The 15894-nt window shown below is 63.7% G+C and carries 17 protein-coding genes; 7 read left to right on the top strand and 10 right to left on the bottom strand.

What is annotated here, in order from left to right:
* Nucleotides 1-39: 39 nt before the first annotated feature.
* Entirely contained in the window at nucleotides 40-651 is a 612-nt protein-coding gene (locus LB555_RS05140; protein WP_015318392.1) for a LysE family translocator, read from the top strand.
* Nucleotides 652-665: 14 nt separating this feature from the next.
* Here the strand turns inward: LB555_RS05140 and LB555_RS05135 are convergent, their stop codons facing one another.
* Together LB555_RS05135 and LB555_RS05130 are read right to left on the bottom strand one after the other, a co-directional pair.
* Nucleotides 666-1052, bottom strand: coding sequence for a nuclear transport factor 2 family protein (locus LB555_RS05135; protein ID WP_015318391.1), 387 nt, complete (start codon nucleotides 1050-1052; stop codon nucleotides 666-668).
* Between the two features lie 17 nt (nucleotides 1053-1069).
* The gene (locus LB555_RS05130; protein ID WP_224682396.1) at nucleotides 1070-1552 is read right to left on the bottom strand and encodes an OsmC family protein; all 483 of its coding nucleotides are present in this window, start codon (nucleotides 1550-1552) and stop codon (nucleotides 1070-1072) included.
* Nucleotides 1553-1700: 148 nt separating this feature from the next.
* Between LB555_RS05130 and LB555_RS05125 the strand changes: the two genes are divergently transcribed.
* Nucleotides 1701-2312, top strand: coding sequence for a TetR/AcrR family transcriptional regulator (locus LB555_RS05125; RefSeq protein ID WP_224622094.1), 612 nt, complete (start codon nucleotides 1701-1703; stop codon nucleotides 2310-2312).
* Nucleotides 2313-2494: 182 nt separating this feature from the next.
* Here the strand turns inward: LB555_RS05125 and groL are convergent, their stop codons facing one another.
* From groL to LB555_RS05110, 3 genes are all read right to left on the bottom strand, one after another.
* The gene (gene groL / locus LB555_RS05120; protein ID WP_015318388.1) at nucleotides 2495-4150 is read right to left on the bottom strand and encodes a chaperonin GroEL; all 1656 of its coding nucleotides are present in this window, start codon (nucleotides 4148-4150) and stop codon (nucleotides 2495-2497) included.
* Nucleotides 4151-4215: 65 nt separating this feature from the next.
* The gene (groES, locus tag LB555_RS05115) at nucleotides 4216-4512 is read right to left on the bottom strand and encodes a co-chaperone GroES (RefSeq protein WP_006203049.1); all 297 of its coding nucleotides are present in this window, start codon (nucleotides 4510-4512) and stop codon (nucleotides 4216-4218) included.
* A 165-nt stretch (nucleotides 4513-4677) separates the two neighbouring features.
* Entirely contained in the window at nucleotides 4678-5787 is a 1110-nt protein-coding gene (locus LB555_RS05110; protein ID WP_224682395.1) for a class I SAM-dependent methyltransferase, read from the bottom strand.
* On the opposite strand from LB555_RS05110, the gene LB555_RS05105 reads away from it, so the two are divergent.
* Nucleotides 5761-6414: a hypothetical protein gene (locus tag LB555_RS05105; RefSeq protein ID WP_224622092.1), complete on the top strand. Its 654-nt coding sequence runs from the start codon at nucleotides 5761-5763 to the stop codon at nucleotides 6412-6414. The genes LB555_RS05110 and LB555_RS05105 overlap by 27 nt on opposite strands.
* Before the next feature lie 18 nt (nucleotides 6415-6432).
* Here LB555_RS05105 and LB555_RS05100 read toward each other — a convergent pair whose 3' ends face one another.
* Nucleotides 6433-7059, bottom strand: a complete 627-nt coding sequence (locus tag LB555_RS05100; protein ID WP_015318385.1) for a TetR family transcriptional regulator — start codon at nucleotides 7057-7059, stop codon at nucleotides 6433-6435.
* Between the two features lie 124 nt (nucleotides 7060-7183).
* On the opposite strand from LB555_RS05100, the gene LB555_RS05095 reads away from it, so the two are divergent.
* The 4 genes from LB555_RS05095 to LB555_RS05080 all read left to right on the top strand — a co-directional run bounded on the left by LB555_RS05095 (nucleotide 7184) and on the right by LB555_RS05080 (nucleotide 11847).
* Nucleotides 7184-8371, top strand: coding sequence for an MFS transporter (locus LB555_RS05095; protein WP_224641465.1), 1188 nt, complete (start codon nucleotides 7184-7186; stop codon nucleotides 8369-8371).
* Between the two features lie 5 nt (nucleotides 8372-8376).
* Nucleotides 8377-9678, top strand: a complete 1302-nt coding sequence (locus tag LB555_RS05090) for a D-arabinono-1,4-lactone oxidase (protein WP_224682394.1) — start codon at nucleotides 8377-8379, stop codon at nucleotides 9676-9678.
* The gene (locus LB555_RS05085) at nucleotides 9675-10820 is read left to right on the top strand and encodes an alanine racemase (protein ID WP_224682393.1); all 1146 of its coding nucleotides are present in this window, start codon (nucleotides 9675-9677) and stop codon (nucleotides 10818-10820) included. The genes LB555_RS05090 and LB555_RS05085 overlap by 4 nt, the downstream gene beginning before the upstream one ends.
* Nucleotides 10821-10896: 76 nt before the next feature.
* The gene (locus LB555_RS05080) at nucleotides 10897-11847 is read left to right on the top strand and encodes a helix-turn-helix domain-containing GNAT family N-acetyltransferase (protein ID WP_224682392.1); all 951 of its coding nucleotides are present in this window, start codon (nucleotides 10897-10899) and stop codon (nucleotides 11845-11847) included.
* Nucleotides 11848-11854: 7 nt separating this feature from the next.
* Here LB555_RS05080 and LB555_RS05075 read toward each other — a convergent pair whose 3' ends face one another.
* The 4 genes from LB555_RS05075 to LB555_RS05060 all read right to left on the bottom strand — a co-directional run bounded on the left by LB555_RS05075 (nucleotide 11855) and on the right by LB555_RS05060 (nucleotide 15804).
* The gene (locus LB555_RS05075) at nucleotides 11855-12688 is read right to left on the bottom strand and encodes an AraC family transcriptional regulator (protein WP_224682391.1); all 834 of its coding nucleotides are present in this window, start codon (nucleotides 12686-12688) and stop codon (nucleotides 11855-11857) included.
* Between the two features lie 169 nt (nucleotides 12689-12857).
* A complete protein-coding gene (locus LB555_RS05070; protein ID WP_140661869.1) occupies nucleotides 12858-13910 on the bottom strand; it encodes an ABC transporter permease in 1053 nt (350 codons plus the stop codon).
* A complete protein-coding gene (locus LB555_RS05065; protein WP_224682390.1) occupies nucleotides 13907-14704 on the bottom strand; it encodes an ATP-binding cassette domain-containing protein in 798 nt (265 codons plus the stop codon). The genes LB555_RS05070 and LB555_RS05065 overlap by 4 nt, the downstream gene beginning before the upstream one ends.
* A gap of 86 nt (nucleotides 14705-14790) precedes the next feature.
* The gene (locus tag LB555_RS05060; RefSeq protein ID WP_224682389.1) at nucleotides 14791-15804 is read right to left on the bottom strand and encodes a substrate-binding domain-containing protein; all 1014 of its coding nucleotides are present in this window, start codon (nucleotides 15802-15804) and stop codon (nucleotides 14791-14793) included.
* Nucleotides 15805-15894 lie beyond the last annotated feature (90 nt).

Below are 15894 nucleotides of genomic sequence, written 5' to 3'. Positions count from 1 at the left end.
GCTAGGCTGCGTCAGGGTAGGGCGCCGGAGGAAATCATCGTGAGCATCGAATTTCTGTTGACGTCGCTGATCGTCGTGGCTTCGCCGGGCACCGGCGTACTCTATACGCTAAGCGCCGGACTTTCGCGTGGTGCGCGGGCCTCGATCATTGCCGCCTTTGGCTGCACGCTCGGCATCATCCCGCATATGGCGGCCGCGATCACCGGCCTGGCGGCGCTGCTGCACACCAGTGCTGTCGCCTTCGAGACGCTGAAATATCTGGGCGTCGCCTATCTGCTCTACATGGCTTGGAACACACTGAAGGAAAAAGGCGGCCTGAGCGTCGAGGACAATGTCGCGCCGCGCTCGGCCGGCAAGGTGATCGCCACCGGCATCCTCGTCAACGTGCTCAATCCGAAACTGTCGATCTTCTTCTTCGCCTTCCTGCCGCAATTCGTCAGCACCACCGAACCCAACGCACTGTCGAAGATGCTGGAGCTCAGCTCGGTCTTCATGTTTTTGACCTTCGTGGTTTTTGTCGGCTACGGCATCTTCGCGGCGTCGATCCGCAGCCATGTCGTGTCGCGGCCAATGGTGCTGACCTGGATGCGCCGGACTTTTGCCGGCGCCTTCGTCATGCTCGGCGCCAAGCTGGCGCTGGCGGATAGGTGATCGAGGCGCTTAGTCTAGCCCTTGACATAACCCATCGCCTCGACGATCCGCCCGTCCGCGACGCGCATCAGGTTGACGCCGCGCAGCGAATTGCCGTCGGCCATCCAATAGCGCCAGCGGATCGTGGCGCGGTCGCCGGCCACGAAAGTCTCTTCGAGGTCGAAGCGCGTCCCGGGTGCCGTAGCGATCGCCGACCACAGCTCGACGCAGGCCGCCTTGCCGGCGCGGCGCGCGCCGTCCGGCGCCGGCGTGGTGTTCTCGATCACGCAGTCCTGCGCCACCAGATCGTCGAGAGCCGAGGGATCGTGACGCTGGAACACATCGTTGTAGCGCCGCATGATTTCAGCCGTTTCGCCGGAGCGGTTGGCCGTGTTGATGTCGATGATCAATTCCTGGGTCAAGCGATTTCTCCTTCCGTTCAGTGACCTATGAGGTTCGCTTTCAGCGTGATCATGGCGACGCCGGCCAGCGCCCGCGAGACGAGGCATCCCGCCTTGGCCGACTGCGCCAGCCGCTCGAAGTCGGCGGCGGGGAGCCTGGGGACGTTCGCCTCCGTCTCCAATTCAATGCGGGTAATCGTCGGCCCGGCCGCGGTGGCGCCCAGATGCACCTTGGCGGTCGTGTGGATGTCGCTTGCGACATGACCTTCACTGCCGAGGACGGCGGTGAGCGCCATCGAGAAGCAGCCGGCATGGGCGGCCGCGATCAGTTCCTCCGGATTGGTGCCGGGGCCGTTTTCGAAGCGGGACGGGAACGAGTAGGCGCCCTCGAACACGCCGCTGCCCAGCCTGAGCCGTCCGGAACCTTCCTTGAGCGGGCCGTGCCATTCGGCCGATGCTTCGCGAATTTTGCTGTCTCTCCTCTGCTTGATGAAATGAAGGCTCCGCGACCGCTTCCTCATGCATCACGAGCCAGGCCGCCGTTTTGCCCTTTCCGCCGATACTTATCCATCTCTGCCTCCGAAATATGTAGACCGATTTACATATTATGTAGACCGATTGTCATATTTCGGGCAAGCCTTATAGTGCGCACTCCTGACAGAGGTTGACATGGCGACGGACACACGCACGCGGATGATCGAGGCGACGGCACTGCTATTGCGGCGGCGCGGCTATCACGGCACGTCGCTCAACGACATTTTGAGCGCCAGCGGCGCACCCCGCGGCTCGCTCTATTTCCACTTCCCAGGCGGCAAGGACCAACTGGTGGTCGAGGTGACGCGCGCCAGCGTCGCCGAGGTAACCGAGCGTCTGGGCGAGGCTTTGGCCGCCGAACGCGACCCTGCCGTCGCCGTCCATCACATCTATCAGTCGGTGGGACGCATGCTGGAAGACAATGAGTTCTCACTCGGCTGCCCGGTCGCGCCGGTCGTGCTGGACTCGCCAGGCGATGTGCCCGACCTTGTCGAACTGTGCCGCTCGGCCTTCGAACAGTGGATCGGCTTGCTGCGTGAGGCTTTCGTCAGGGCAGGAGTGCCCGAGCGTCGCGCGCAGGCGCTGGCGTTGCTGGCCGAGTCTTCGCTGGAGGGCTTGATGGTGATTGCCCGCGCCACCCGCGACCGCTCATCGCTCAACGCAGTGGCCGATGAGGTGGCCATCCTTATCGAGCAGGCCGTGCTCGCCGGCAAGGTGGCACAGCGGGCGGAGACTACCGCTGTCTGACCGCTAGTCCCAACTGACTGCGGTGGAGCACCAGCCTCAAGAGGAAAAGAAAAGGGCGACCTCGAGGGCCGCCCTTCGGTAGCTGAATGCAGATGGAAGCGTGGATTAGAAGTCCATGCCGCCACTCAAGCCCGCTTGCGGGCTTGAGCAACTTGGATTCATGGGCGTGCTTTATGGACTTCTTAGAAGTCCATGCCGCCCATGCCGCCCATGCCGCCGCCGCCCATGCCGCCAGGCATGCCGCCGCCAGCCGAATCCTTCTTCGGAGCTTCGGCGATCATGGCTTCGGTGGTGACGAGCAGGCCGGCGACCGAGGCCGCGTCCTGGAGGGCCGTGCGCACGACCTTGACCGGATCGACGATACCCATGACGATCATGTCGCCATATTCGCCGGTCTGGGCGTTGTAGCCGAAGGTCGCGCCCTTGTTCTCAAGGATCTTGCCGGCAACGATCGAGGCTTCCGCACCAGCGTTGGCCGCGATCTGGCGGGCCGGAGCCTGCAGCGCACGACGAACGATGTTGATGCCGGCGGCCTGGTCGGCGTTGACGCCTGTCACCTTGATGTTGGCCGAAGCGCGCAGCAGGGCAACGCCACCGCCAGCAACGATGCCTTCTTCCACGGCCGCGCGGGTCGCGTTGAGGGCGTCATCGACGCGGTCCTTCTTTTCCTTGACTTCGACTTCCGTCGCACCGCCGACGCGGATCACCGCAACGCCGCCGGCGAGCTTCGCCAGACGTTCCTGCAGCTTCTCCTTGTCGTAGTCCGAGGTGGTCTCCTCGATCTGCTGCTTGATCTGTGCGACGCGGCCCTGGATCTCGGCTTTCTTACCGGCGCCGTCGACGATCGTGGTGTTCTCCTTGGAGATCGACACCTTCTTGGCGCGGCCGAGCATGTTGAGGCCGACATTCTCGAGCTTGATGCCGAGGTCTTCCGAAATGACCTGGCCACCGGTCAGGATGGCGATGTCTTCCAGCATGGCCTTGCGGCGATCACCGAAGCCCGGCGCCTTGACGGCGGCGATCTTCAGGCCACCACGCAGCTTGTTGACGACCAGCGTGGCGAGCGCCTCGCCTTCGACGTCTTCCGAGATGATGAGCAACGGCTTCGAGGTCTGCACGACGGCTTCGAGGACCGGCAGCATCGCCTGCAGGTTGGAGAGCTTCTTCTCGTGCAGGAGGATGTAGACGTCCTCCAGCTCGGCAACCATCTTGTCGGCGTTGGTCACGAAATAGGGCGAGAGATAGCCGCGGTCGAACTGCATGCCTTCGACGACTTCGAGTTCGGTCTCGGCGGTCTTGGCTTCCTCAACCGTGATGACGCCTTCGTTGCCGACCTTCTGCATCGCTTCCGCGATCATCTTGCCGACCGACTCGTCGCCATTGGCCGAGATCGTGCCGACCTGGGCAACTTCCTCGGAGGTCTTGATCTTCTTGGCGGCCTTGCCGAGAGCAGCGACCACTTCGGTGACGGCCAGATCGATGCCGCGCTTCAGGTCCATCGGGTTCATGCCGGCCGCAACCGACTTGTGGCCTTCCTGGACGATCGACTGCGCCAAAACGGTCGCGGTCGTGGTGCCGTCGCCGGCGATGTCGTTGGTCTTCGAAGCAACTTCGCGGACCATCTGCGCGCCCATGTTCTCGAACTTATCTTCAAGCTCGATTTCCTTGGCGACGGTGACGCCGTCCTTGGTGATGCGCGGGGCGCCGAACGACTTGTCGATGACGACGTTGCGGCCCTTGGGACCGAGCGTGACCTTCACCGCGTCGGCGAGGATGTTGACGCCGCGCAGCATGCGCTCACGGGCATCGCGAGAGAATTTTACGTCTTTGGCAGCCATGTTTTAGCTCCTGGCAGGGGCTCGGATAGAGCCCGAAAAATTCAAGTTGAGGGTGAGGCCGATAATCAGCCGATGATGCCCATGATGTCGGATTCCTTCATGATCAGAAGGTCTTCACCATTGAGCTTGACTTCGGTGCCCGACCACTTGCCGAACAGGATGCGGTCGCCGGCCTTGACGTCCAGCGGGACCAGCTTGCCAGCTTCGTCACGAGCGCCGGAGCCGACGGCGATGATCTCGCCTTCCTGCGGCTTTTCCTTCGCCGTATCCGGGATGATGATCCCGCCGGCGGTCTTGGATTCGGATTCGACCCGGCGAACGACCACGCGGTCATGAAGCGGGCGGAACTTCGACTTTGCCATTTTTTCTTCCTCGATGAGAACGGTGAGAAACAGTTCCTCCGTCCGGCGGCGCCGGACACATAGTTAGCACTCACCAAGGGCGAGTGCTAACGTGGCGCTGAAATAGGCCGCCGACCTGCCAGAGTCAAGGCGCGCGGAGCGCCTCTTCGTACGATGGCGATGAACTTATCGAAGCTTGGCCGAACCGAGCACCAGGAGCGGGCAACGTTCCGCCAGGGGATAGCTGCCGCTTGGCACGACGCGCACCTGGTCGAACCAATCTCGCGCCTCATCCTCCAGCATGGCCAGCGTCGCGAAGCTGTACCTCGTTTCGGAGCCCGCATAGACGTCGATCGTGTTGATGGATGCCATGCTCCATCCGGTGCGCGCGGCAAGGGCCTCCCGATCCGGAAACAGCTTGTCGAATGCCGCGCGGATCGCTTGAACATCGACGCTGCTGTCGCAGTCGCCAGTCGTGCACGCCATGGCGATCCGCCATTTGAGCGCGTGGAAATTCTCGATTCCGCCGGCCAGGACCAGAGCTTCGATGCCGCGCAGGTCATCCGCGGTTTCCGGCCGAGCGAACACGCGGATCGCCGCACGCCGGCCAGGCTTTAGCACCCTTGCGATTTCACCGAACAGCGAACCGCGCGCGGCCTTGGTATCGACCGCCGACAGGCAGCCGTCGCCGATGACCGCGTCGAAACATTCCCGCTCGACCGGGAGGTCAAGCCAGTTGCCGGCCATCGCCCTTCGCGAGGTGTTGTCGCCGGCCCATACGCCGGAAATCATGGCAGCCGATTGATCGATCGCCAACATCGATCTGCCTAGAACCGCCAATTCAGGTGTCACCCCAAGCAGAAGGACATCGGCATTTCCGAGATCGAGTTCGCGCTCGACTATGCCGACGGTTTCCGGCGTCGGCCGGAGCGGGGCGTCCAGGAGCTTCCAGTGCCGATGATAACTGTCCCAATGATTCGTCATGCAGACCCGTTGGAGCCCAGGAAAGTCTGGCATTGATTGATTAGAGCCGCTTAATGGAAGTGGGGATGGAAGCCAAGGGGTTAGCTGGTGGCGCGCATCATTGTCATAACGCATGAGCATGACCGGTTCCTGGGTCGCCGCGGCCTTCTGCTGCGCCGGAATAGCCGTTACATGCTTTTCGATATTCTCGAGGACCTGAAGAGGCGGGGCCATTCGGTCCGGATTCAGCCTGGCCTCTCCGGACAATTCAGCGCCGATGTCGCGGTTCTGCACGTCGATGCGACAATGACGCCGGCGGATTATCTCGAACATGCGCGGCGTTTTCCCTTATGCCTCAATGTCGGGGCCGCCGACATATCGAAACGGCGGGTAAGCGGAGCGCTTCTGGCCGAGGGCGACGGCTGGCTGGGCCCGGTCATCGTCAAAAGCAATCTCAACAACCAGGGCATTCCGGAGACACGGCTCAATCGGCGGTCGAGGCGTGCCGGCCAACCGGCTCCCTTTGCGCACGTGCCAGCCATGCCGTCCTACGAGGTCTACCAATCCCGGGACGACGTTCCCGATGGCGTCCTCGATCGTGATGATCTGGTCGTGGAAAAGTTCATCCCGGAAAAAGAACCTGACGGCTTTGCGGTGCGCTTCTGGGTGTTTTGCGGAGAGCGCGAGCGCTGCACCCGCTACGTCTCGCCAAACAGCCTGGTCAAGGCATCGGAAACGATCCGGCGCGAGCCCGCCGCTGTTCCCGACGAACTGCGCGAACGGCGGCGTGAACTCGGCTTCGACTATGGGAAATTCGATTTCGTCATGCATGAGGGCAGGGCTGTTCTCCTCGATGCCAACAAGACGCCCGGCCGCCCGCAGAACCTGGTGAAGATGTTCGCGGCCGGCGCTTCCGACCTGGCCGATGGTTTCGAAGGCCTCATCCGCCGGGCGAGATAGGCCCCCGGTTGCCGGTCGCTAAAGAAACAGCCGCAACTGGGTGTGGATGATCGATCGGTAATCCTCGATGGTCCGGCGGCTTTCCACTTCGCCTTGCGCAAGCGCCAGGCGCACAACGCCGCCGGCGAGCTGGAAGATCAGCAGAACCATGCGTTCGAACTGCTCGTGCTTTTCCGGCTCGAGCAAGGCGATGACGTGGTCGCAGAACATCTTGGCTTGATGCCGGGTTTCGGCGATGTCGAGATTCTTCAGCGCCTTGTCGGCCTGGATGGCGTTCTGCAGATCCTGGATGGCCGGATCGCCGGCGACCCGGCTGAGGTAGTCGTCAAGCAGCCGATCGGACGCGGCGATGACGTCCTTGGCTTCGCGGACATCGGCGACGATCGCCGCCAACCTGGCACGGCTGACCTCCGAGAACCGCTCATAGAGCATCGCCAGGATCGCCGACTTGTTGGGGAAGTAGTGGTAGACGGTGGCGATCGGCCCGCCCGCCAGCATGCCGACCTCCTTCATGGTGACGGCGTCGATGCCTTTCTCGCCGATCAGCCGCATGGTGGTCGACAGGATGGCGTCGATGCGCTCGCGGCTGCGCTCCTGCTTGGGCCTGCGCCTGGGCTCGGTGATCGTTCGACTGGCTTGCGTCATGCACCGATCTTTCGCACGAGTTCCCAAATTCCGGTTGACAAGAAATATGATCAAGTATCAGTTTCTGGAATGCTGACAGACTGTCAGCTTTTTTGCCGTGCGGCAAGGACGTTGGGAGGCGCCTATGGCTTCGACAAGCGCTGATCTTCAGGGCGAAGGCGACTGGCTGGTCGGCAATCCCAGCGGCGGGCAGCTCGCCTCGGCCCTGTGGATCGGGTCGGTCGGCCTGCTCATTCTCGGTCTGCAGCCCGTCCTGCTCGGCGCCCTCTATACCGAGGGCCATGTCAGCGGCGACGAACTGGCGCTGGTCGCCACCGCCGAGATGATCGCCATCGCGATTGGTTCGGCGATCGTCGCGATGCTGCTTTCCGCCCACAACATGCGCTGGAAAAGTGCCGTCCTCCTGCTGCTCTTGGCGCTGGCCAATGTGTGGACCGCCTATGCCGCCGGCGCCCACACGCTGATGGCGGCCCGCGCGCTGGCCGGCCTTGCCGAAGGCGGCCTTGTCGCGGTCGCCACCGAACTGATTGCCCGTTCGCGGCGCGCCGAACGCATCGGCGGCTATTTCGTCACCATGCAGACCCTGGCGCAATGCGCTCTTGCCCTGGTGCTGGCGCTCTATGTCATTCCAGCCGCCGGGTCGGCTGGCGGCTTCCTCGTTCTTGCCGTCGTCTGCGTCGCGTCGCTGGTGGTCGCCTTTGCTGTCCCTGCCGATTATGCCGATCTGCCGAAGGACGAAAACCTCGCCAATGTGCTGACGGTTCCCTCGATCACCGCGCTGTTGTCGGTCTTCTGCTACTTCATGTTCTTCGGCGCCGTATGGGCCTTTCTGGAGCCGCTTGGCGCCCAATTCGGCATCGATGGCCGCACCGTCGGGCTGATCGTCTCGGCCAGCCTCGCGGCGCAGGTGCTGGGCGCGATGACGGCGACCGTGTTCGAGGCGCGCATCGACTATCGGCTTGCCATCACGGCGATCGGCCTCGTCGCGCTTGTCGCCTCGCTCGTGCTTGCCAGCGGGCCCGGCCTCACGATGTTCTGGGTCGTCGCCCTGATCATGGGTTTTATCCTGCTGTTCATCGTGCCCTACCAGATCCGGCTGGCGATCACCGCCGACGAGACCCGCACCGCCGTGCTGCTGGTGCCGGCCGCCCAGCTTTTCGGCCTGGCGATCGGACCGGTCGCGGCGTCGCTGCTCATCGACGGCAAGGAGTTTCGCCCGGTTCCCGAGTTCGCCGCCGCAAGTGCTGTCGCCAGCGTGGCGTTGCTCGGCCTGTTTGTCCTGGCGGCGCGGCGTCGCCGCGCGATTGCGTGAGCCCCATGTCGAACAGCTGGAGCAACTGGTCCGGCTTTGTCACCGCCGAGCCGCGGCTGCTTGCCAGTCCGGCAGATGCCGGCGAACTCGGCGATCTCATTCGCACCGCACCCGGCCCGGTCCGCGTCGTCGGCGCCGGTCACTCCTTCACGCCATTGGTGAAGTCCCAAGGCACCATCCTGTCGCTGGAGAAGCTGGAAGGGCTGGTTGCGCATGACGCGAAAAGACATCAGGCGCGTGTGCGGGCAGGGACGCGGCTTGGTCCGCTCATGCACATGCTGCAAGGCATCGGCCAGGGCCTGCCCAATATGGGCGACATCGACCGCCAGGCGATAGGCGGCGCGCTGGGCACGGCCACCCATGGCTCGGGGCCCACGCTGGGCGCCTATCACACACAGCTGGAAACGGTGCAGATCGTCGACGGGCTTGGCAAGGTCCGCGACTTCAAGCGGGAAGGGGATCAGGAAACGATCCATGCGATCGGCGTTGCGCTTGGCGCCTTCGGTGTGCTCAGCGAAGTGACGTTGAACAACATCGCGACCTACCGGCTGCGGCGCCGCAAATGGGTGCTGCCGATAGCCGACATGCTGCGCGATTTCGAAACGATGATGAGCGAGCACCGGTCGGCCGAATTCTACTACATCCCATTTTCAGGCTACGCGCAGTTCATCGCCAGCGACTTCAGCACCGAGGCGACCACCCCGCGCCCGACCGACGATGACGAGGGCTCGCTGCGCACGCTGCGCCGCCTGCGCACCGGGCTTGCCTGGCTGCCGTCGCTGCGCCGCAGGCTGATCCTGGGCGCGGTCGCCAAGGTGCCGGCCGAGGATTACGTGCAGGACTGGCTCAACGTCTATGCCAGCGACCGGCAGACCAGGTTCAACGAAATGGAATATCACCTTCCGTTCGAGGAGGGGCCGAAGGCGCTGGCCGAGATCATCGAACTGACCGAGAAGCATTTTCCGGAAGTCTATTTCCCGATGGAAGTGCGGTCGGTGGCATCGGATGAATTCTGGCTCTCCCCTTTCCACAAAAGGCTCACCTGTTCCATCGCCATCCACCATGACGCGGCGAACGATCCGTTGCCGTTCATGCGCGCGGCCGAGCCGATCTTCCGCGGATATGGCGGCAGGCCGCACTGGGGCAAGATGCACAGCCTGAAAGCGGCCGACCTGAAAAAGCTCTATCCGCGCTGGGACGATGCGATGGCGGTGCGCCGCGACATCGATCCGCAAAACCGCTTCGTCTCACCCTATATGGCCGACCTGTTCGGCATCGAACCCAGTTCTTTCGGCATCCAGCCATGAAGGCGTATTTCGCCACGCTTTCGGATGCGCTGAGAGAGGCGGACATTTTCCAACCCTGCCTGCTGCTCGACCTCGATCGGCTGGATGGCAACATTGCCCTGGTGAAGAAGCGGCTTGACCCCAGTCTTGCCGTCCGTTTGGTCGACAAGTCGCTCGCTTGCCTCCCGCTGCTCTCCCATATCGGCAAGGCGCTTGGAACCCACCGCCTCATGACCTTCCATCCGCCGATCACCGAGGCGGTGCTTAAGGCGTTCCCGGATGCGGATCTGCTGTACGGCAAACCGATGCCGGTTGGCGCGGCCAGGGCGGTGCTTTGCAGAGGCGACGTGGCTTGGTCGCGGGTCTGCTGGCTGATCGATACACAGGAGAGACTGGCGGAATATGGCGCGCTCGCCGACGAACTCGGCGCCGAATTGCGCATCGCTTTCGAAATCGATGTCGGACTGCATCGCGGCGGCTTTGCCGAACCGGCGGCCCTGTCGCGGGCGCTGAATGCGCTGCCTACCCACAAAGGGCTGCGCTGCGAAGGCGTCATGGCCTATGAGGCGCATGCGCCGCACATACCCGGCCTGTTTGGTGGACCGGCCAAGGCGTTGGCGCAAGCCTCCGAACAGGCCGCCGCTTTCGTCGCGCGCCTCGGCGCCGACCAGCGCCATATCCTGAACATTGGCGGCAGCAAGACCGCGCTGCTTCATCATGGCGGCATTGCCAATGAAGTTTCGATGGGCTCGGCCTTCGTGCTGCCCGTCGATTTCGACACGCCCGGCCTTGATGGCTTCCAGCCGGCGGCCTTCATCGCGACGCCAATCCTGAAAGTGGTCGAGCCGATGCTGCCTGGCCCGCCGGCGGTCTCGCGCCTGCTGCAGGCGCTGGGCCGGTTTCCGCGCAAGGGCTGCTATCTCTATGGCGGCAAGTGGATGGCCGAACCGGTGTTTCCCGACTGCATGACGACAAACGGCCTGCTTGGCCTGTCTTCCAACCAGCAATTCATGGGTCTGCCCGCCCAGGCCGTCGTCAGTCCCGGTGACTATGCGTTCCTGCGGCCGACGCAGAGCGAGGCCGTGCTGCAGCAGTTCGGACCGATCCCGGTGCTTTCCGGTGGCAGGATCGTCGACCGCTGGCCGGTGTTGCCGATGATGTAAGCATCTCGGGCGCCTTCCCTAATAGTTGACTCTGTCAAGTAAATGATCGATCCTGTGCCGACAGGAGATGACTCGAATGACAATCCACCATCAGCCAGACAAGGCTGCGCTCAACAAGGGCCTGATCGATGCGGTGCGGGCGTTCAACCGCTTCTACACCCGCCAGATCGGACTGCTCGATGAAGGGCTGCTGAAGAGCGCCTTCTCGCTGACCGAGGCACGCGTGCTCTACGAACTGGCGCATCGTGACGGACTGACCGCGACCGATCTCGGGCGCGATCTCGGTCTCGACGCCGGCTATGTCAGCCGTTTGCTGAAGAAGTTCGAGCGCCTTCACCTCATCTCCAGGGCCACGCTGGCTTCGGACGCTCGGCAATCGTCGATCGCGCTGACGCCGGCGGGCAGGAACGCCTTCGCGCCGCTGAACCAGGGTTCGCACGACCAGGTCGCGGCGCTGCTCGATCGTCTGCCTGCGTCGGAGCAGGACCGGCTGGTCAAGTCCATGCGGACCGTGCAGCGTCTGCTGGACGCTGATGCAGAGCCCAAAATCCCTTATCTGCTGCGGCCGCCGCAGGTCGGCGACATTGGCTGGATCATCCGCCGGCAAGGCATGCTCTACGCGCAGGATTATGGCTGGGACGAAACCTATGAGGCGCTGGTCGCCGAAATCCTCGCGGCGTTCGTAAAATCCTACGATCCGAAATGGGAGCGCGGCTGGATCGCCGAGCGCGAAGGCGAGGTCGTCGGCTCGGTCTTCGTCGTGCGCAAGTCGGATCAGGTGGCCAAGCTCAGGCTGCTCTATGTCGAACCTTCGGCGCGGGGCCTCGGCATCGGCAAGCGCCTGGTCGAGGAATGCATCGGCTTTGCCCGCGCCAGAGGGTACAGGACGCTGACCCTATGGACCAACGACATTCTGACCGCCGCCCGGCACATCTACCAGACGGCCGGTTTCAGGCTGACCGAGGAAGAGCCTCACCATTCCTTCGGCAAGGATCTGATCGGCCAGAACTGGGAACTGGAGCTGTAGCGGCGCGTCATGCCTTGACCGGCACCCAGATCTCCAGCCCGCCATTGCCGGTGTGGGCGTCGAATTCAGGCCCGTAGCGCTCGAATTCCGGCGCATCGGCAATCTCATGGCCGGATGCGGGCAGCCGGCTGTTCCAGATCGTATTGATCGTGCGCCGGATGGTCGAAATATGTTCGCGATGCGTGAAAACGGCGTACTTCCGCGCCGGCACCCGCACCCGTTGGAACTCCTTCGGCAGATCGGCAAAGTCGCGCACCTCGACGCCGACGACATAATCGAAATTGCCGGCATCGTCGCCATTGAGGCAGACGCCGTAGAAAACGCCGGCCACTTGCCCGGGGATGTGGCCGATATGGGGAGCGAAGCGCTGCCATTGCATTGGAATGCCGGCGCTGGACTCACAACTGTAGCGCTCGCCCAGTCCGGCGATGAGGAATGGCCGGCTGGTCTCGAAGCGCGGTGGTTCAAGTGTGGTCAAAAGCGAATTGTCCATCAGGATGGGCTCCACGAGGTCGAGGGTCTCAGTCGAACCTTGCGCGCGCACCAGTTCCGGCGTGGTGCCGAACTGGTCGCGGAAGGCCCGGGTGAATGCCTCATGCGAGTGGTAGCCGGCGTCGAGCGCGACGCACAGGATGTCGGGCGCCCCGCCGGCGAGCCTCCGTGCCGCCTCGGTCAGCCGGCGCGAGCGCATATAACCCATGACGGAGCGGCCGGTGGCGGCGCCGAAGGCGCGCGTCACATGAAAGCGCGACACGCCGCTGCTTTGGGCAACGTCGTCGAGCGTAACAGCCTCCGGCAGGTGGCTTTCGACAAACCATAGCGCCTTCTCGGTCGGGTTCATGTGTTCCTCGCATGTGGCGTCCTCACTCTGGCGCCTCGTTGCCCGGCCAGCTTGATCGAAATTGCGCATCGCGCAAATAGCCGATCGGGCCCGCGCGGTGTCGTCCGCGCGGCCTGTCGTCTATCGTTGGCTCGGATGGCCGGCAACCGCCGTTGAGCGGCCGGCTGGTTCAGCGGTAGCGCGCCTGGTTCCACTTATGGCCGAGCAGCGACAGGATGATGATCAGTCCGTTGAAGAACTGGACGTAGAAGCCGCTGAGGCCAGCCGCCACGACGCCGGTTTGGATAAACGACACCGTGACGGCGCCGATCGCGCCGCCGGCCACGGTGCCGATGCCACCCCAGGTCGGCGTGCCGCCGACGAACACCGAGGCCAGCACCGGCAAGAGATAACCGTCGCCGGCGGTTGGCCACCAGGTGAAGTTGATCATCACCGAGAACGTGCCGGCGATCGCGGCCCCGATGCCGACGAAGACGAACACTTTCACCCGCACGCGCTTGACGTCGATGCCCATCTGCTGGGCACTGTCGGGATTGTCACCGACCACCTTCACCTGCGCGCCGAAGCGGTGGCGGTTGTAGAGCATCGCCGAAAGGACGACGAAGGCGATGGCCCAGAAGATCTGCACCGGAATGCCCAGGACCTGGCTGGAGAAGATCCTGTAGGCCCAGCTGTCGGCAAGGCTGGTCAGCGAAGTCGATCTGCCCTCATTGATGATCTGGATCAGGCCGCGCAGCAGGAAATTCATGCCGAGCGTGGCGATCAGCGACGACAGCCCGCCATAGACCACCAGCGACCCGACGAGGAAGCCGAGCAGCGTGCCGGTGACCAGCGCCGCCGCAATGCCGAGGAACGGATCGTAGCCCGCCTGCACCACCAGCGCGAAGACCCAGGAGGCAAAACCCATCGTCGCGGGAAACGACAGGTCGATCTCGCCGCAGGTGACGACGAAGACCAACGGCACGACCACGAACAGCGCCACGGGAAGCGTGGTGAGCACGGCGCTGTAGAGATACCAGGTTGTGAAGACCGTCGGGTTGGCGATCATGAAGACCGCCATCATGACGACGAACACGCCGAGCGTGCCAAGCGACGCGCGGTTGTCAAGGATGAAGCCGCGCATCCAGTGATCGGACGGGTGCTTCCACTCGTTCTGGGAACTGCCTTGGCGGGAAATGCCGGCCGACGGCTCGTGCAGATCGGGCTCCATGGTCTTGCTCATCGTGCTCTCTGCTCCGCGTCGCCGGTGTCGTGCAGCCCGGCCAACCCGCCCGGATGCGCGACGTCTTCCATGAAGTTGATGAGGTCTTCGGCCGACTTGACCTCGCTGCGATCGGCGGTGAGCGCGACCTTGCCGCGATCCAGCACCACGAAGCGATCGGCGATGTCGAAGACATGATGGATGTTATGGCCGATGAACAGGATCGAGCGGCCGCTCGCCCGCACCTGGCGCACGAAATGGAAGACCTTGGCGGTCTCGGTCAGAGACAGCGCCGTCGTCGGCTCGTCGAGGACGATCAGTTCGGCCTGCTTGTAGATGGCGCGCGCGATCGCCACGCCCTGGCGTTCACCGCCCGAAAGCTGGCCGACGATCGAATGCGGCGTGAACACTTTCGAGGTGAAGCCGATCTCGCGCATCAGCCGGCTCGCCTCCTCGATTTCCTTGCCGACCTTCAGCCAGCCGAAAGGGCCGGTGAGTTCGCGGCCCATGAAGATGTTGCGGACGATCGTCTGCTGCACGGCCAGTGCCCGGTCCTGGAACACCGTTTCGATGCCGGCCTCGCGCGAACGTGCCGCATTCCATCCGGTCACCGGCTGGCCGCGGATGAGGATCTCGCCGCTGGTCGGCTTGACCACACCGGAGAGGACCTTGATCAGCGTCGACTTGCCGGCGCCGTTGTCGCCGATCAGGCCGACCACCTCGCCGCGATCGACGCTGAGATTGACCCCACCAAGTGCGTAGACATGGCCGTAGGACTTAGCGATATCGCGCAGTTCTATGAGACGTTCGGCCATCGCATCCTCGCTTGATTGTCTGGCACCAGCCTTCTCGCCAGCGGCCCCGCCGGCCGGGGCCTGATCCCGGCCGGCGGCTTGGGAGATCAGCGCAGCGCCTGCTTGGCGAGTTCTGCGACGATCTCGTAATTTTCGGGCGTGACGAAACCGGCGCCGGTGTCGACGTTCATCGGCGCCAGACCCAGCACCGCCTGCTGGCACAGGCTGAGGATCGGCAGATAGCCCTGCAGGAATGGCTGCTGGTCGGCCGTCAGTTGCACCCAGCCCCCCTTGAAGCCCTCGACGATCTGCGGGCTGGTGTCGAAGCCGAAGTTGAAGATGTCGCCAGGCTTTCTGCCAGCTGCCTGCATGTATGTGGCGACATTGCCGAGCATCTGTCCGCCGGGATAGCCGACGGCCTTGACATCAGGGTTGTTGAGCAGCGCTGCCGTAAGCACCGGTATCGCCAGATTGGGGTCGGAAGCCCATTCGCCGCTCGGCGGCGACGACAGCTGGATGACTTCGACGCCCGCCTCCTTCAAGGCCGCCACCGTGCCGCGCTCGCGTGCGCCGCGGCTCTCGTTCTCGAATGGGCCGATCATGATCGCCTTGTCGCCGGCCTTCAGCTTACCGAGCTTGAACGCTTCGGCGCCAAGTGCGCGGCCCTGCTGTTCCTGCTGCGCGCCGATATAGCCGCCACCGAACGCCGCCGTCACCTTCGGCACCGGGACGTTCTGGTACATCATCTTGATGCCCTCCTTATGGGCCTCGTCGGCGAGCGGCATGATCGCGGCGTCGCCCGGATGGCCCATCATGGCGATGCCCTGGGGCTTGACCGCGACCGCTTCGCGCAATTGCTGCACCATCTTCTCCGCGTCCCACTGGGAGAAGATGTAGTCGACCTTGGGTCCGAGATCTGCCGCCGCCTGCTTGGCGCCATTGTAGACGATGGTGCCGAAGGCGTCGCCCTCGGCGCCGCCGACGAAGAAGCGGATGTGGACGTCCTTGCACCATTGGGCGTCGAGCGCCTGCGCCGGCAAGGTGAAGATTGCGGCGGTAAGCGCGGTGGCCGCCGCCACGACGGTCGTGCGCAGAAGTGTCGTCCTGATCGCGATGCTCATGCACGTTCCTCCCATTGTTTTCCTCGTCAGCCGAGGGGCCTTTGAACGATTGCTTTGGCAATGCCACTTGCGGCCGGCTCCTCCCGCCGA

Origin of the sequence: Mesorhizobium sp. BR-1-1-10 (assembly GCF_020165595.1) — a bacterium.
Lineage (GTDB): Bacteria > Pseudomonadota > Alphaproteobacteria > Rhizobiales > Rhizobiaceae > Mesorhizobium > Mesorhizobium australicum.
This window is presented reverse-complemented; position numbering and strand designations above follow the sequence as displayed.

Bases quoted from the DNA above. Each gene is read 5' to 3' on its own strand.
- LB555_RS05130 (WP_224682396.1), bottom strand. From the start codon at position 1,552: ATGAGGAAGCGGTCGCGGAGCCTTCATTTCATCAAGCAGAGGAGAGAC.
- LB555_RS05125 (WP_224622094.1), top strand. From the start codon at position 1,701: ATGGCGACGGACACACGCACGCGGATGATCGAGGCGACGGCACTGCTA.
- groL (WP_015318388.1), bottom strand. From the start codon at position 4,150: ATGGCTGCCAAAGACGTAAAATTCTCTCGCGATGCCCGTGAGCGCATG.
- groES (WP_006203049.1), bottom strand. From the start codon at position 4,512: ATGGCAAAGTCGAAGTTCCGCCCGCTTCATGACCGCGTGGTCGTTCGC.
- LB555_RS05105 (WP_224622092.1), top strand. From the start codon at position 5,761: ATGACGCCGGCGGATTATCTCGAACATGCGCGGCGTTTTCCCTTATGC.
- LB555_RS05110 (WP_224682395.1), bottom strand. From the start codon at position 5,787: ATGTTCGAGATAATCCGCCGGCGTCATTGTCGCATCGACGTGCAGAAC.
- LB555_RS05100 (WP_015318385.1), bottom strand. From the start codon at position 7,059: ATGACGCAAGCCAGTCGAACGATCACCGAGCCCAGGCGCAGGCCCAAG.
- LB555_RS05095 (WP_224641465.1), top strand. From the start codon at position 7,184: ATGGCTTCGACAAGCGCTGATCTTCAGGGCGAAGGCGACTGGCTGGTC.
- LB555_RS05090 (WP_224682394.1), top strand. From the start codon at position 8,377: ATGTCGAACAGCTGGAGCAACTGGTCCGGCTTTGTCACCGCCGAGCCG.
- LB555_RS05085 (WP_224682393.1), top strand. From the start codon at position 9,675: ATGAAGGCGTATTTCGCCACGCTTTCGGATGCGCTGAGAGAGGCGGAC.
- LB555_RS05080 (WP_224682392.1), top strand. From the start codon at position 10,897: ATGACAATCCACCATCAGCCAGACAAGGCTGCGCTCAACAAGGGCCTG.
- LB555_RS05075 (WP_224682391.1), bottom strand. From the start codon at position 12,688: ATGAACCCGACCGAGAAGGCGCTATGGTTTGTCGAAAGCCACCTGCCG.
- LB555_RS05070 (WP_140661869.1), bottom strand. From the start codon at position 13,910: ATGAGCAAGACCATGGAGCCCGATCTGCACGAGCCGTCGGCCGGCATT.
- LB555_RS05065 (WP_224682390.1), bottom strand. From the start codon at position 14,704: ATGGCCGAACGTCTCATAGAACTGCGCGATATCGCTAAGTCCTACGGC.
- LB555_RS05060 (WP_224682389.1), bottom strand. From the start codon at position 15,804: ATGAGCATCGCGATCAGGACGACACTTCTGCGCACGACCGTCGTGGCG.